Genomic DNA, 15,209 nt, shown 5'->3' on the forward strand with positions numbered 1-15,209 from the left:
GGTTGAGGACCGCGCTTACGGAAAGATTGAGCGTTTCGATAATGACGTAGAGCAACATCAATATTTTGTGATTCGTATCAAAGAAAACATGACCTTGGTGACCCCGCGTTCTCTGCAACGCCAAGTTGTGAAAGGCTCTAATGTAACTAGGGACATCACGTGCAAGCTGGGTACCGAACAATGTCGATCTGAAAAACGACATCGCGTGGTATTTTTTCAAGATGACCATGGAAACGAGATTCGTGTGGCAACCAATTTGCTCCATGTGTCGGCTGAACAAATCGCAGCGATCTATAAAGCGCGGTGGGGCATAGAGGTTTTCTTTCGATGGATCAAACAACCTCTCAATGTCCCCACCTTATTTGGCACGACTGAAAATGCTGTATACGGACAATTATTCGCTGCCTTAATCGCCTTTATTCTTCTCCAATGGTTGCATAGCAGCACCAAGCCATCCATCATAAAGTGCAAATCGCTCGCGTTAGTGTCTTTCGTCCGCTTGTTCCTGTTGGATAAGCTATCTCCCGAGTGGAAGGTCGCCATTTCCATGCTACTGGATAAGTGCAATAAAACGCCTGACCCAATATCTGGTTAATCAACACGCCTGCCCTCTAACAAAACATTGTAGGTTATGTAAAACTCGCATTCATATAGGTCCGTTCGCCCTGCGGGACCTTCAAATACGGCTTAATGCCTGCAAAGCCGCCGGCAGACAGGTGTACCCCTGTCATCCACAGCCCAGCCAGCCTGCGCCCGCCGGCATCCATCACCAAGGTCGGAGCAGGGATTTTCTCCTGATAGATCGGTACGCCAGCCGATAAGGATTTCACTTTGTATTCCTTCCCCACCTCTTGAAGCGGCTGCGGGCTTAGATAAGTCGGGGCCAGGTAAGCTGATACAGTATCCAGCTCCTCAGCCGTATAGAACGCCTCACCTCCCAGAAACGGATGCAGCAGCGCTATCTTTTCATACTGTGACCAGATTACCATTTGCAATAGCCGCCCGGTTGCCCGGCCCTCCAGTCCTCCGAAAGCAGTCTCTTGTTCCTGAGGGTCTGCTGAAGGCAATATGGACTCGGATTGCCCCTTCCCCCCTTCCAGCGGCTCCATACCGACACATTTCCAGCCTTTCGGGCTCTGAATCCATTTCTGTAAAATGACCTGATTGTTCAGCTGCTCAGAGAACACATCCTTCTCCGTCTTCCTCGTCAACCCCGTGGCAGCACACCATAGAGACTCTGGCAGGTATAGATGAAGCAGGTGCAGTGTCTTGTCAAAAATGCGTTGCAGCACAACTGCGGCCTGCTCCAGCTCGGCAGCTTCCTTCTTGCAGTAACGAATATGCGGCAGATTTGCAAATGGATTCATCTTGACTCGCCTCCTTAGCTTCGATTCATTATATTAGCAGCCGCTTCCGAAGGTGAGTGAGCCTGGGTGTAAAGAAACAGCCCTGACATTACAGCAGATGTAATTCAGGGCCTTCTCTTGGCTTCATGTATTCATTTCGACACGGACCCATTGCTCAGCCCAGGCCCCTACCTCCGCCATAACCGGCTTCAGCGCTCTTCCTTTATCCGTCAGCTCGTATTCGATCCGCACCGGGGTTTCCGGATACACATGCCGGACCAGAATGCCTTCGCTCTCCAGATCCTTCATCCGTTCGGATAGCATTTTATCGCTCATGGCAGGAATTAGATTTGAAATATCCTTAAATCGTTTCGGTCCGCTCATGAGAGACTGAATAATCAGTCCGTTCCAGCGTTTACCCAGCAAGGCAAAGGCGCATTCAAAACGGGGACACAAACCGGTTGTTACATCATCCATGTTATTCCACCTCTTCACAGAGTCACAAACCTTGCAATCCTTGATAGCTTACGATAAGTTAGTGAATTATATTCTAGCACATTTTTAGGAAACTGAAAACCTTTCCCTGTATATTCTTATGAAAATTTGGCTGTGACCGTCATTCCCTGAAACAAATACGGCTGCCCCGAAGGCAGCCGTACCCTTAAATGCTATGACTAGACGAGAACTCCGAGCGGACGCAGCGGCTGGCTGTTTCCGAAGACCGGCTTCAGCGCATAGCTGTTCATAGCCGACCAATAAATACCGTTTGTAATGACCTTTAAAATTTCAGGATTGTAGTAAGTCGGATACGTTTCATGCCCCGGACGGAAATAAAAAATATTCCCTTGGCCGCGCTTGAAGGTGCAGCCGCTGCGGAACACCTCTCCTCCGGCAAAATTGCTGACAAAGATCAGCTCCTCCGGCGCCGGAATATCGAAGAATTCCCCGTACATTTCTTCATGCTCCAGGATGATTTGGCTGTTCACGCCGGAACAAATGGGATGAGATGGATTCACAGTCCACAAAATCTCCTGCTCCCCCGCTTCACGCCATTTCAAATCGCAGCTGGTCCCCATCAGTGCCTTAAACGGCTTGGAAAAATGTCCAGAATGCAGCACGATCAGGCCCATCCCGTTCCGAACCCGCTCGACCACCTTGCTGACTACCGCATCATCGACACGGTCATGAGCCATATGGCCCCACCACAGCAGCACATCGGTCAGGTTCAGCACTTCATCACTTAAGCCGTGCTCCGGCTCATTTAGCGTCGCTGTCCGGATATGAAAATCCGGATTCTGGAGGCCGTCGGCAAGCGCTTTGTGAATGCCTTCAGGATATACCGCTTTGACTTCATCGTGAATATTCTCATGTACAAATTCGTTCCAGATCGTTACGTTTAGCATGCTGCCAAATCCCCCTATATTCCAAATCCGCTAGATCGCGGTTAGACCCACCACATCTCGCCCAGCGGTTCCTCAATCAGCACCTGCTGAAGATTAGATACCGCCTTGGAGAAGCCTTCTTCAATGGACATCAGGCCATCTTCATGCTCAATGCTGACCACATAATCATAGCCCACCAGACGCAGAGCGCTCATCATATCTGCCCAAACCTTGACATCATGACCGTAGCCAACACTGCGGAACTGCCATGCACGGTCCATCATATTGGCATAGGACTGCATGTCTGTCAGGCCATGCTTGTTCACATTTACCGGATCAATCGTCGTATCCTTCGCATGGAAGTGATGAATGGCGTTCTCGCGGCCCAGAATATGAATCGCCTGCACCGGATCAATGCCCTGCCACCACATATGGCTCGGATCCAGGTTAGCTCCAATGACTTCACCTGTCGCTTCGCGAAGGCGCAGCAGTGTACCTGGAGTGTGCACCGAGAAGCCGCCGTGCAGCTCCAAGCCGATCTTCACATTGCGGTCCGCTGCGAATTGGCCCCACTCTGTCCAATACGGAATCACCTTGTTCTCCCATTGCCATTTCAGAATCTCCTGATAATCATTCGGCCATGGAGCTACCGGCCAGTTCGGATATTTCGCGTCCTCATGGTCACCCGGACAACCAGAGAACGTGTTCACAACAGGTACCTCCAGCTTCTGAGCCAGCTCCACCGTTTTGACAAAATCGTCATGAAAGCCCTTAGCGATATCCTTCTGCGGATGCAGCGGATTGCCGTGGCAGCTCAGCGCACTGATCATCAGGCCACGGGACTCCACCGCTTGCTTGAATGCCTTGAGTGCGGCTTCATTCTCCAGCAGCTCAGCCGGATTGCAATGCGAATTGCCAGGATATCCTCCCGTTCCAATCTCTACGGCCTTCAAGCCCTTCGAAGCTACATAATCCAGGGCGTCCTCCAGCTTGCGCCCGCCCAGCAGCACCATAAATACTCCCAGCTTCATACTGAAACCTCCTGATTCGTAATTTAGTACGTACGTTGATTCATACACTAGTTCGTCATGTTCTAAAACATTTAGCCGTACTCCGCAAAATAACTTAGGTACAGTTTGACCACTTTGTGCAGCATCATTCCATGCTGCAGTCCGGATCTCACTTATTGTAGCATTCTTCCAGCAGCCAATAAACGAATCCTTGCCTCAGCCCTTTAGCTGTGCAGTGAAGGAAGGCAGCGGTTCCTTGCGGTAGGTGCTCTGCAGGACAATATGACGCGCTTCCAGAGAGGACTGCTGAAACGACTGCATAATTTCCAGGACGTGATAGGCCAGACGGGCACTGGCACGGTGATCCCGCTGCTCCCGAATGCTCTGAACCATATCATTCACGCCGAGCCCTCTTTCATTTCTCCCGCACTCAAAAGCAGGCGGAAGTGTCTCCCATGCCTCAGAGCCGTGACGGCGGATGCGTACATCGCCATTAAAAAAGTTCGGGTCCGACAGGCTAAGCGTTCCGCTCGTGCCATAAATTTCGATCCATGGCAGCTCAGAGCCAGCCGGGATGTCAAAGCTTGTAATCATACTGACGATGGCTCCGCTTTCGAAATCAATCGTCCCCGCCAGATGCGTCGGTGTCTGAACCGGAATTGCCTGACCGCTGTTAGGCCCGGAGCCGACAAAGCGATCCGGAATTTGAATACCCGCCGAGGCGCTGACCCTACTTGCTGGTCCCAGCAGCTCTACAAGCGCTGTTAAATAGTAAGGACCCATATCCATCATCGGTCCACCGCCGGCGGCGTAGAAAAATTCCGGATTGTGATGCCAGGTCTCCGGTCCCGCACCCAGATTGAATGCACACGCTGCGACCGGCCTTCCGATCAAGCCCTGCTCCATGGCCGCCCTGGCGGTCTGTATCGCAGACCCCAGAAAAGTGTCCGGTGCGCAGCCGGCACGGAGTCCTTTCTTGCCAGCTGTCTCCAGGACGAGTCGCCCTTCCTCCAGGGTGACCGCGAGAGGCTTTTCACTATATACATGCTTGCCTGCTTCCAGCGCAGCCACATCGACACTGGCGTGGCTTGCAGGAATGGTCAAATTAATGATGAGCTCAATGTCCGGGTGAGCCAGCATCTCCTCCACGGTGAACACATGTGGAATATTATACTCTTGAGCACGCTCTTTGGCCCTGTCCACCACAAGGTCGGCACAGGCTACAACCTCCACCCAGTCACTGTTCTTCAGATTCTGAAAATAAATGCCGCTGATATTACCGCAGCCGATAATGCCTGTTCTCATTCTAGCCACTCGTTGTCACCCCTCAAAGACCTTTGCTGAACCATCTAGAAACATGGTATTCGGAATTGTTTTCATTTAAAATGAATTATATGATTAAAACATGAACAATCTGGTCATTATTTTCAAATCCATAAAGGAGTTCTTTACATGCAGGAAGTTTTGTCGACCCGAGTGCTCTCCACGAACTTTTCATTTCATCGCAAGCCGTTTGTCATGACCATGCCAGACGGCTTTGAGCATTACTTACTTCGCCTTCAGACCGACGGCCGCTGCCGGGCGGTCATTGACGGCAAGCTGTCCCTGCTCCAGCCCGGCGACCTGCTGCTGTATAAGCCGGGGCAGCCTTACGAGCTGCGCATTGAGGACGAGCTGAACCCGCAGGGAGATTCCCTGGTGGAGAGCGGAGACTACAACATTTTTTTTAAAGGCGACTGGGTAGACGACTGGTATCAAGCCCGCAAACGGCCAACACGAATGCGGATCCCGCTGGACGATCGATACCTGGGCTTGTTCCGACAGCTCGTGCTTGAGCAGCGCCGGCTTTCAAATACATATCCGGAAATCTCCGTGTACACGCTTCGCATTCTCTGTCTGGAGATCGACCGTCTGCTGTCCGAGCAGCCCTCCACTACGCCTAAAGCTTACCTCGCTCACCGCATGAAAAATTACATTGAAGAGAACGCCTCCTCCATGTTCAAGCTGGAGGATGTCGCTTCCCATGTGGATATCAGCGTGTCCCGGGCGGTCCATTTATTCAAGGAAGCGTTTGGCACGACCATCATGCAATATACTCTGGAGGTTCGTCTGGATATGGCGCGGGAACGGATCATTTTCAGTCCCATGTCCCTGGAGGATGTAGCCGAAACGTCCGGCTTTGCCAGCTACACTTATTTTCACCGGGTTTTCCGTTCCCGATTCGGCGTTTCTCCAAAACAGTTCCGGCAAGATCACATGCCTTCCAGCTAAAGCACATACAAAGGGCCCGGCCGCAAGATATTGCTCTTGCAGCCGGGCCCTTTGACCTCATGAAATAAAAATGTCCAATCAGCTCTTGTCGAGCCGGTCCCTTAGCATGATTGCTTCCGCAACGACGGCAGCGAGATCATCATTGCCGAACAATGACAGCACGCCCATCACGGTGGAATCCGGAATTTCTCCCGCTTCCTCCTTCGGCACCGTCAGCGCCAGCCCGCGGCTCAAGCGCTCATTTCCCGCCTGATCGGGGTATGCCTTTTTGTACAAACTGAGAGGATCCAGTCCCTGATTCACACACCACTGGGCAAATACGAGAATCATCATATCCTCGTCCTGCCTGTAGCTGTCCACGATGCGGTCCTCCATCGTTTTGTCTGCAGACGACATCGTCAGCCCTCCTTATTTAACCCGTACAGCATGCTGCAGCGCAGCTATTCGCTCATATTAATATGAACAGAATTTTGCTTTGCCTTTTCTTCCATCTTCTTCTTCATCCATGTGCCGAAGCCAATCACAGCGACTACGACAATGGCTTCAAAAGCGTACTTGACGATAGAATTGGCGAACCAGTCGTGAATGATGGGCTCTTCCACCAGCATCTTGGTCGCGGTCCAAGCCAGAATCGCCGCACCGAACGTAATCACGAGCGGGAATCTGTCGGTCAGCTTGAGAATAATTGTGCTCCCCCATACCATGATAGGAATCGAGATCGCAAGGCCGATAATAACCAGCGTGAAATCCTCACCTGCTGCACCGGCAACCGCCAGCACATTGTCCAGGCCCATCATGGCATCCGCAATAATAATGGTACGAATCGCTGCCCACATCTGGCTGCCTGCTGAAATCTCATGATCCTTGTTGTCTACCAGCAGCTTGTAGGCAATCCAGAGCAGAGCCAATCCTCCAATCAGCCTCAGACCCGGGATCATGAGCAGCTTCACTACGAGCAGCGTAGCGACTACGCGAATTATAATCGCACCCACCGTACCCCACAGAATGACTTTCTTCTGGTCCTCCTTCTGTACATTACGGGCCGCAAGTCCGATCACGATTGCGTTATCGCCCGCCAGAACCAGATCAATCACAATAATGGACAGCAGGGCCGCCCAAAATTCTGGTGACATAAACTCCATCTTGTTTCCGCCTTCCCCTTATAAATTTGTCCCCGATGTTCTCCTGATCACATAAAAAATCGCCGCACCTGAAAACAGGTAACGGCGTTTATTCCATGGGAACATAAACAGACCTTTACCTTGGATGACACAGGCAAAGGTCTCGCTAACAACATCTTCACGTTGCCAATAGAGCCGGGGACCGAAATAACGAATCCCGTAATGACGACTTTACTGCGCTGTAGCTACTCCCCTTTGGGAACTATTCGGTTGGTGACATTATATCACACGCTTTTCCGATTGCCTAACTTTTTTTACCCTCTTGCTCAGGGGTTTAAATCATAAGTGATCTTCTTTTTTATGTCCTGCAGCAGTCTATTCTTGTATTCTCCAAAGCTCAGCTCCTTACCCAATGCACCCTCGGCCTCCAGCTTCTCCATCCATTTGACCTGCAGCATCGTCGCGGAAACCTCCTCCCGCACCTCACTGCTGCTCCAAAACGTCTCGGGACTAAGCCCGGAATCTCCCTGACGCTGCACCATCGCCATCCCGTACGGATCCTTTAAGAGGGCTTCTTCATCCCGTTCCTCCACCCTGCTTCTCAATGCTGTAATGGCAGCAAGCAGCTCCTCCTCGCTCACGACACAGCCCGCCGCTGCAGCTTTCAGGCTTACATGCTTATTCAGGATGAGTTCATCCAGAATTTCGCGGTCATCCGGCTGTCTCTCATGGATTCCATGTAATGTGTACATGGTCTCAGCGAAAGTCTTGTAACGTTTCAGCTCTGCATGGGTGATGGTAATGTCACCTGCCCGGGCGGCGATATCCCCGTTCTCTTGGACACTGCCCCAAACCCATATCAGCAGCGGTACAATCAGCACAGCAAGCCCGGCATTCCGCCAATGCTTATTCAATGGATTAGCCTCCTTGCACCTTGATAAGATAAGTTGATTGGAAAATATGCCATAAAACAGTTATTCAACATGGCCCGCTGTATTCCTTTTTTGGGGGATTCGCAGCAGAGTAAGAAAGTTTAGCATAGCCCTGGTATAATGATCCTGTCTTGATTATATGCTGGCAGCGAAAGGAATGGATATGAAAAACTGGTGGACTCCGGCCGCTTACGTGTTGGCCCTGCTCGTTATGTACTACTACAGACAAGATCTTCTGGGCTGGCTGCAAGGCGAGACCTCGCTCGGCCCTGTTCTATTGCTCAGTACACTGCTTGCGGTGTTTCCGATTCTTCCTTATAAAGCAGTGATTGGCGTGCTCGGCTATGCCTTTGGAACGGTTGGAGGGGCTGCGGCTGCCTGGTTTGGGACGACAGCGGCAGCGGTTCTCATCTACGCTGCAGCTTCACTTTATACAAGCATGGGAGAACGGCTGCTATCCCGCTATCCACAGCTGCAAACGTTAACAGATCTAACCCGCCGCAACCCTTTTAAAGTCATTCTGTTGTACCGCATGCTTCCGGTCGTGCCCCAGATGGCTGTGAATATATATGCCGGAGCGGCAGGCATTCCGTTCTGGACGTATCTAGCGGCATCGGCACTGGGCAAAATTCCCGTGTTGTTTCTGTATGCCTACCTGGGCAGCCTGTTTGTGGAACAGCCTTGGACGGCGGCAGCGGTGCTTGCTCTGTTTTTAATGATCGTTCTCCCCGCTGCCTGGTGGCTCTGGCGCCATAAGTTTAAACAGTAACGCCTTGCGAAGCAGCGCGTCCATTTTATATCAAGGTTCAAATGCTTTATAATAGAACCTGCAGTACCGAATTTACCCTGACTATGGAGGGATCCTATGAATCAATCACAATCAAAGAAGACAGAGCTTGCTACCTTCGCTGGAGGATGCTTCTGGTGCATGGTTTCTCCGTTTGATGAAATGCCCGGCATTGAAAAGGTAGTTTCCGGATATACCGGCGGACATAAAGCAAACCCGACTTACGAGGAAGTATGCTCAGAGACTACGGGTCACTACGAGGCTGTGCAGATTACGTTTCAGCCGGATATTTTCCCCTATGAGAAGCTGCTGACCCTGTTCTGGCAGCAAATCGACCCTACCGATCCTGGCGGCCAGTTTCATGACCGCGGGGAATCCTATCGGACCGCTGTGTTCTATCACACGGAGCAGCAGCGTGAGCTCGCTGAGCAATCAAAGCAGGAGCTTGCAGCAAGCGGAAGATTCGATAAGCCAATCGTGACAGAGGTGCTTCCTGCTGCTCCTTTTTATGAGGCCGAGGAATATCATCAAGGCTACTACAAGAAGAATCCCGGTCACTACAAACGGTACCGTAAAGGCTCGGGGCGGGAAGATTTCATCCAGGCCAACTGGAAGGCCAAGCCGGATCAGGAGGAGCTCAAGCGCCGATTGACCCCCATTCAATATGAGGTGACGCAGAATAATGCCACAGAGCGCCCTTTCCAGAATGAATTCTGGAATCACGAAGGAGAGGGCATTTATGTAGATATTGTTTCCGGCGAACCGCTGTTCAGCTCCCGAGACAAATACGATGCTGGCTGCGGCTGGCCCAGCTTTACTCGCCCGATCCGTGAATATCATATTCAGGAGAAAACAGATCTCAGTCATATGATGATCCGCACGGAGGTCCGCAGCAAGGAAGGCGACTCCCATCTCGGCCATGTGTTTAATGACGGTCCGGGACCGGACGGCCTGCGTTACTGCATCAACTCGGCCGCGCTCCGTTTTATCCCGAAAGAAGATATGGAGCAGGAAGGCTACGGCGAGTTTTTACAGCTGTTTTCGTAAGCAGACGCTCTTTTAACCATGTAAGGAATCAGTGTCATAAAAAATGCCCCCGACCACTGCGGCACGTGCTGCTGCAGTTGGTTTGGGGGCTTTTTCAGATTAAAGACTTGGCAGCGGGGTTAAGAAGGAGGTAGTACGGCTAAATCAGATGACAGGAGGGATGGCTCTATGCCATGGTCCAAAGAGGATTACCCGCAATCCATGAAAAATCTAGAACCCCGGGTTCGAAACAAAGCCATCGAAATTGCTAACGCTCTGCTGGAGGAGCAGCACTATGAGGAAGGCCGTGCCATCGCGATTGCTACTGCGAAAGCTGAGGAATGGGCCGAGAACCATCCGGAGGAGAAGTAGTTTATTGCTAGGGCTAACGCACTGACATCTCCTTCACAGCAACCACAACCTAAATAGAAGCTCGCCCTGACACGGGCGAGCTTCTTGTATTTCAGCCATTATCCTTTAACGGCAGGCCGGGGACTGCGGGCCATATTGCCGACGGGTACCCGGACAGGCTTGACGGTCTTGCGGTAGCTGGTCGTAAACGTAATAATCTGTCCTGCAATCGACACGGCTAAAATCGTATACAGCGTCTCAGCCATTGGCAGATAGAACAATGACAGCAGCAGCACCACGGCATCCATCAGAAAGAATACCGTACCAATCTTCAGGCCGCTCCACTCACTGATAAGCACAGAAATGGCGTCGTCCCCTCCGGTTGCTCCACCAAAGCGAAGCACGATCCCAGCACCTAAACCGGTAGCCACTCCGGATAAAATAGCTGCAAGCAGTAAGTTATGGCTTAAATCAATCACAATCGGAGAATAGTTCTCCATCATCGCGTAGAATAACGTGAACATGGCGACCGAAATGACGGTATTAATAATGAATTTGCGGCCTTTCATGAACCAGGCGAGAATCAATATTGGAATATCCAGCAGCAGCATGCTGACCGCCGGCGGCACATCCAGTATATATTTCCCCAGCAAAGCCAGCCCTACAAATCCACCCTCCGATAAATGATTCTGAAAATTAATGTGATAATACGCAAACGCAAGCAGTAACGTTCCTAGCAGCATTGCCGACATGGTGTAAAGCGTTGATAATCGTTCTTGTTTGTTCCTCATACAGGCTCCCTCTAGTCGTAGTGAATTGGTAAAACCAAGACCCATTCTCTACGTCAGGCAGCCTGGAGGAGTTCATCCTTCGCATCAGACTTCCATCCTTTCGCTAGAGACGGTCTATGTCTTCCGACATCATGACGTTTCAGCGAAAGGAGCTAAGTGTATGAGAGATCATAACGTTTCCAAATCGTCCTTTGGGGGTTCGTCCTTCGGGGACTCATGGTATCCTGATCCTTTCTGTCTAATTTATATTCTGCCTATATTATAACACACTTACCTTGTTAGCTAAACAGCAAATTGGAATTATATGTATTTCCCTCCTCCCACTTCAAAAAAGAAGCCTCCTGTCCCCATCCAAGCGCCGTGCTTTTCACAAATATATATGATGAGATTTACAGAGTATTCCAGGCACTTCTTTCCGCCAGCCTGAATTTCCTGAAATTCTTGCTTGCCATATAGAATCCTTCTCTTTATGATGGGTAATTATAAGAACATGTGTTTCTATTTTATAAGGACGTGAAATCTATGAGCACACGGCGCCTGTCTTCCCCTCCCCCGCCCACTGAGAGGGACCAGCAGCTGATTACCCTTTGCACCATCTATATGGTGATTCAGCGAACTCTCCGGCGAAATATGTCAATCCTCCGTACCCTCCCGTTAAAAATGTCAGAGCTGTACCTCCGCGATTTCGGCGCGCTGGATGATACCATGCGTGAGCAGCTGTTTAGCATCCGCGAGGAGCTCAGGCTGCGCGGCATCCGCATGCTGAAGCATCAGCGAACGGAAGGAGGCGTCAGAGTTCAATACCAATGCCGTGGTTACCAGGGCGAGCTCGTGGTGGCTTGGGACGATATGCAGCAGGAGCTGTCATCGCTGTTCTCCTTTTCTCCTGCACCACCACAGACCTGACCGCAAAAGCATCCGCACAAGCTTCATCGCCATTAACGACAAAAGCCTTGCGGATGCTTTAATACAGCGGCTCCATAGGACCAAGGCGGGCAGATAGGGACTGTCCGTCTTATTCCAGGGGTCCCGTCCCCTTCCATTTATGATGCCAGGCTTCGAAATGGTGCACGGCCAGACCGGCATAAGAGCGGTGAGACCTCCCCAGGGAAGAGGCTCGCTGCGCTTCCAGCTCCATCTGAGATAAGGTCTGGTCGTGGAACGTCAGATGATCGCCCTCATCGGTATCGGCCAGCTCCATGCCGATCCAGACCGAGGTTCCGAGCTGTTCTCCCTGCTCCAGCTCCTGGCGGGCCAGCCCGTACATCTGCTCGCCCTGATCCCGGTAGGACATCACCGCGATGGCGGCCGTCCGCTGCTGGAGCCAGAGACAGAAATTGTCCGTGTCATCCGGGGCCGGAATGTCGTCCAGCCAGAACGGCACGGCCACACTGAGCGGAATCCCCGAGGCTGCCGCATCGGCAGCCCAGGCCTCCATATTCCCCGCCCACTCCAGCACAACCTGATCTCGCTCCCGCTCCCACCGTTTTAGCACATAAGGCTCTATATCCAGCTGAATTCCCTGAAACCGTTCCTCCGGCTGGGATTCGGCATTATACTGTGCAAGCCAGGATAGCATCTGGCTTACTTCTCCCCGGTGCTCTTCATACGCCCATTCCGGCTGACCATCCAGTGCATGGACGGCGATGCCTGCAGCGTACGCTCTTGCTGCAAAGCGGCGGTAATCCTCCTTTCGAACCTCCGACTGGATCTGTACAAAGATGACCTTCACTCCCTCCTGCGCACAGAAGGAAATGATCTCATCGCCCTTTTGCGCAATCCCTGCAGCGTCCCACAGCCAAGTGGCCTTGTCCTGCTGCACATGGTCCGAACGCTGCAGTAGAGACCACAGCAGCAACGCAGCCACGACCAGGAGCACCGCCGCAAGAGAGCCTGGCACGCCGCGCCGCCGCATCCACGCTAGTCTTTTCATAAAGGAGGCTGCAGCTACACCAGAAGCGCTTCGCCCGGCTCCTTCACATGCTGCACGGAGTGGCCCAGCTTATGGATATGCGGTCCGGCGTAAGCACGGAACGCATTGCGCGTATCCAGGATGGGCACATGCAACGCAGCCAGCAGACTGTAATCCAGGGAGCTATGATTCGTGATCAGCACCATGCAGTCATATTGGCTGAAGCGGTTCACATCATAGTCAACGCTGCTTACCGTGACCCCCTGCTTATCCTTGAAGCTGCGGGCGTGAGGATCGTAGTAATCTACGCGGGCGCCATTTTCCTTAAACAGCTCGTAGATTTCCAGTCCCGGTGATTCCCGAAGATCGCTGATGTCCGGCTTGTAGGACATGCCGAGAATGAGAATGCTAGAGCGTTTAATCGACTTGGCGTACTCGTTGAGAATCGCCGCTGTTTTGTTAATGACATAGTAAGGCATATTGTCATTCGTGGACTGGGCCAGCTCAATGAATTTGCTGTAGAAGCGGAAGCCCTTGGCTTTCCAGGACAGATACATGGGATCCAGCGGAATACAGTGACCCCCAATACCTGGTCCGGGATAAAAAGGCATAAACCCGAACGGCTTCGTAGCCGCAGCGTCGATCACCTCCCACACATCAATGCCCATCCGGTCACACATCATGGCCATCTCGTTCACGAAAGCAATGTTTACGCTGCGAAATGTATTTTCCAGCAGCTTTGACATTTCCGCCACCTTAGGCGAGCTCACCGGCACCACGGTATCTACATATTGACTATACAGCGCTTGCCCCAGGCTCAGGCAGGCTTCCGTCGTGCCCCCAATCACCTTCGGTGTATTCCTTGTATTAAAGCGGATATTGGACGGGTCTACGCGCTCCGGCGAGAAGCATAGAAAGAAATCCTTACCAGCCGTATAGCCCAGCTTCTCAATCTCGGACTGGATCAGCTCCTCTGTCGTTCCCGGATAGGTTGTGCTCTCCAGGGTAATAAGAAGGCGCGGCTTCATAAACCGCTTCAGCTGATTGACAACCATCGTAATGTATGAGGTATCGGGGTCCTGATTCTCGCTAAGGGGAGTCGGGACGCAGATGCTGACTGCATCAATGACGGCCATCATACTGTAGTCTGTTGTCGGCTTGAAGCGGCCGGAGGACATAACCTCCGCCAGATCTGCATCCGCAATGTCCGAGATGTAAGACTCCCCGCGGTAAATAGCGTCGATTTTGGCGGGGTCCAGGTCGATGCCCACGACCGTAAAGCCCTGCTTCACCATTTCTACAGCCAAAGGCAGACCTACATACCCCAGTCCGACCACTCCCAATACCGCTTTTTTCTCTTGAATGGCCTGCAATAATGTTTCATAATCCTGGTTCATCGTCATCTACCTTTCGTTTTTGAATTTATCCTTCTATGACAGCGCGCCAGAAAGCGCATCCCGCTCCAGCTTAGTGCAAGCAACGCCGAATGCGCGCATCCAGCTCGATCGGAGAGAAGGGCTTGGTCACATAGTCGTCCACCCCATGCTGAAAGCATTGACTGATGGTCTGTTCAACACGTTTTTCAGTCAAAATGACGATCTTGGGCGGAGCATCCACCTCCAGCTGATGAATATGATGGATGAATGGCAGCCCATCAATGCCGGATAAATTCAGCTCCGTCAGCACCAGATCCGGCTTCCATTGGGGAATGAGCTCCAGCGCCTTCAGCCCGTCATGAGCCTCCAGCGTATGATAGCCCTGCAGCTCCAGGCGGATCTGCAGAAATTCCCTGACCGCATCATCATGATCGACGATCAGAATTTTACTGGCTCCGGATGGACTGTGCTCTGTAAAAATCTGAATGTCCGAGGTGATGCTCAGGCGCACTGACTCTGCCATGCTGTTCAGCATGTGAACAGCAGGAATATCTGTGAGGGCAGTCAGCGCCATGCGGGGATCTGCATCTGGCTTGATGCGCAGCAAGTGCTGCTTCAGCAGCAGTGCCTGATAGTGGGCAGCAGAAAGTGTAAGTCCAGGCAGCAGCAGCGCCACAATGCCGGATTCCCGATCCCTGTAGACGCGGCCTGCACCCGGAATGGACTGGATAAACGCCTCCACATATCCCGGCGTCCCGGACATTCCTCCGGCACAGTGCAGAAACAAGAGACCGCAGCTATGATTCGGCGCCTTCGGCACCTCCTCCTTGAGCAAATCAAGCAGACTGCCTTGCTGTTCCTTCGGTAACGTTGCGGTATGCGACATCATTTCCTCCACCCTTCA

At 52.0% G+C, this 15,209-nt stretch carries 18 protein-coding genes; 6 read left to right on the plus strand and 12 right to left on the minus strand.

Annotation, left to right across the window (positions count from 1 at the left end):
• A partial coding sequence (locus tag ACH6EH_RS18525) for an IS4 family transposase (RefSeq protein WP_397333363.1) occupies positions 1–595 on the plus strand: 595 nt, incomplete at its 5' end.
• A 34-nt stretch (positions 596–629) separates the two neighbouring features.
• Here ACH6EH_RS18525 and ACH6EH_RS18530 read toward each other — a convergent pair.
• The 5 genes from ACH6EH_RS18530 to ACH6EH_RS18550 form a co-directional block, all read right to left on the minus strand.
• Entirely contained in the window at positions 630–1,367 is a 738-nt protein-coding gene (locus ACH6EH_RS18530; RefSeq protein ID WP_397333364.1) for a hypothetical protein, read from the minus strand.
• Positions 1,368–1,490: 123 nt separating this feature from the next.
• Positions 1,491–1,823 carry a winged helix-turn-helix transcriptional regulator gene (locus tag ACH6EH_RS18535; RefSeq protein ID WP_138225456.1) on the minus strand — a complete coding sequence of 111 codons (333 nt, stop codon included), beginning with the start codon at positions 1,821–1,823 and terminating at the stop codon, positions 1,491–1,493.
• 197 nt (positions 1,824–2,020) lie between these two features.
• Positions 2,021–2,749, minus strand: a complete 729-nt coding sequence (locus tag ACH6EH_RS18540) for a ThuA domain-containing protein (protein ID WP_208204081.1) — start codon at positions 2,747–2,749, stop codon at positions 2,021–2,023.
• A 41-nt stretch (positions 2,750–2,790) separates the two neighbouring features.
• The gene (locus ACH6EH_RS18545) at positions 2,791–3,759 is read right to left on the minus strand and encodes a sugar phosphate isomerase/epimerase family protein (protein ID WP_138225454.1); all 969 of its coding nucleotides are present in this window, start codon (positions 3,757–3,759) and stop codon (positions 2,791–2,793) included.
• Positions 3,760–3,954: 195 nt separating this feature from the next.
• Positions 3,955–5,052, minus strand: a complete 1,098-nt coding sequence (locus tag ACH6EH_RS18550) for a Gfo/Idh/MocA family protein (protein ID WP_397333365.1) — start codon at positions 5,050–5,052, stop codon at positions 3,955–3,957.
• Positions 5,053–5,190: 138 nt separating this feature from the next.
• Between ACH6EH_RS18550 and ACH6EH_RS18555 the strand changes: the two genes are divergently transcribed.
• Complete coding sequence (locus ACH6EH_RS18555) at positions 5,191–6,009, plus strand: AraC family transcriptional regulator (RefSeq protein WP_397333366.1); 819 nt, start codon at positions 5,191–5,193, stop codon at positions 6,007–6,009.
• A 78-nt stretch (positions 6,010–6,087) separates the two neighbouring features.
• Here ACH6EH_RS18555 and ACH6EH_RS18560 read toward each other — a convergent pair whose 3' ends face one another.
• The 3 genes from ACH6EH_RS18560 to ACH6EH_RS18570 form a co-directional block, all read right to left on the minus strand.
• Entirely contained in the window at positions 6,088–6,405 is a 318-nt protein-coding gene (locus ACH6EH_RS18560) for a hypothetical protein (RefSeq protein WP_397333367.1), read from the minus strand.
• A 44-nt stretch (positions 6,406–6,449) separates the two neighbouring features.
• Positions 6,450–7,151 carry a TerC family protein gene (locus tag ACH6EH_RS18565; RefSeq protein WP_397333368.1) on the minus strand — a complete coding sequence of 234 codons (702 nt, stop codon included), beginning with the start codon at positions 7,149–7,151 and terminating at the stop codon, positions 6,450–6,452.
• Positions 7,152–7,456: 305 nt separating this feature from the next.
• Positions 7,457–8,044, minus strand: coding sequence for a SurA N-terminal domain-containing protein (locus tag ACH6EH_RS18570; protein WP_397333369.1), 588 nt, complete (start codon positions 8,042–8,044; stop codon positions 7,457–7,459).
• Between the two features lie 181 nt (positions 8,045–8,225).
• Here ACH6EH_RS18570 and ACH6EH_RS18575 point away from each other — a divergent pair, with 181 nt between their 5' ends.
• The 3 genes from ACH6EH_RS18575 (at position 8,226) to ACH6EH_RS18585 (ending at position 10,247) form a co-directional block, all read left to right on the plus strand.
• Positions 8,226–8,831, plus strand: a complete 606-nt coding sequence (locus ACH6EH_RS18575; RefSeq protein ID WP_397333370.1) for a TVP38/TMEM64 family protein — start codon at positions 8,226–8,228, stop codon at positions 8,829–8,831.
• Positions 8,832–8,927: 96 nt separating this feature from the next.
• On the plus strand, positions 8,928–9,896 hold the full coding sequence (gene msrA, locus ACH6EH_RS18580) for a peptide-methionine (S)-S-oxide reductase MsrA (protein ID WP_138225448.1): 969 nt from the start codon (positions 8,928–8,930) through the stop codon (positions 9,894–9,896).
• A gap of 168 nt (positions 9,897–10,064) precedes the next feature.
• Positions 10,065–10,247, plus strand: a complete 183-nt coding sequence (locus ACH6EH_RS18585; RefSeq protein ID WP_138225447.1) for a DUF2188 domain-containing protein — start codon at positions 10,065–10,067, stop codon at positions 10,245–10,247.
• A gap of 98 nt (positions 10,248–10,345) precedes the next feature.
• Here the strand turns inward: ACH6EH_RS18585 and ACH6EH_RS18590 are convergent, their stop codons facing one another.
• The gene (locus ACH6EH_RS18590) at positions 10,346–11,017 is read right to left on the minus strand and encodes a YitT family protein (protein ID WP_138225446.1); all 672 of its coding nucleotides are present in this window, start codon (positions 11,015–11,017) and stop codon (positions 10,346–10,348) included.
• A gap of 522 nt (positions 11,018–11,539) precedes the next feature.
• Between ACH6EH_RS18590 and ACH6EH_RS20255 the strand changes: the two genes are divergently transcribed.
• Positions 11,540–11,923, plus strand: coding sequence for a YhjD family protein (locus ACH6EH_RS20255; protein ID WP_483875086.1), 384 nt, complete (start codon positions 11,540–11,542; stop codon positions 11,921–11,923).
• A 109-nt stretch (positions 11,924–12,032) separates the two neighbouring features.
• On the opposite strand, the gene ACH6EH_RS18600 is transcribed toward ACH6EH_RS20255, so the two are convergent.
• The 3 genes from ACH6EH_RS18600 to ACH6EH_RS18610 all read right to left on the minus strand — a co-directional run bounded on the left by ACH6EH_RS18600 (position 12,033) and on the right by ACH6EH_RS18610 (position 15,194).
• Positions 12,033–12,950 (minus strand): hypothetical protein, encoded by a 918-nt coding sequence (locus tag ACH6EH_RS18600; RefSeq protein ID WP_397333372.1) that lies wholly within the window; start codon positions 12,948–12,950, stop codon positions 12,033–12,035.
• A gap of 14 nt (positions 12,951–12,964) precedes the next feature.
• Complete coding sequence (locus ACH6EH_RS18605; RefSeq protein ID WP_397333390.1) at positions 12,965–14,326, minus strand: nucleotide sugar dehydrogenase; 1,362 nt, start codon at positions 14,324–14,326, stop codon at positions 12,965–12,967.
• A gap of 70 nt (positions 14,327–14,396) precedes the next feature.
• Positions 14,397–15,194 (minus strand): response regulator transcription factor, encoded by a 798-nt coding sequence (locus tag ACH6EH_RS18610; RefSeq protein WP_347880758.1) that lies wholly within the window; start codon positions 15,192–15,194, stop codon positions 14,397–14,399.
• Between the last annotated feature and the right edge of the window lie 15 nt (positions 15,195–15,209).

It is taken from the genome of Paenibacillus sp. JSM ZJ436 (assembly GCF_044383795.1).
Classification (GTDB): Bacteria; Bacillota; Bacilli; order Paenibacillales; family Paenibacillaceae; genus Paenibacillus_AQ; species Paenibacillus_AQ algicola.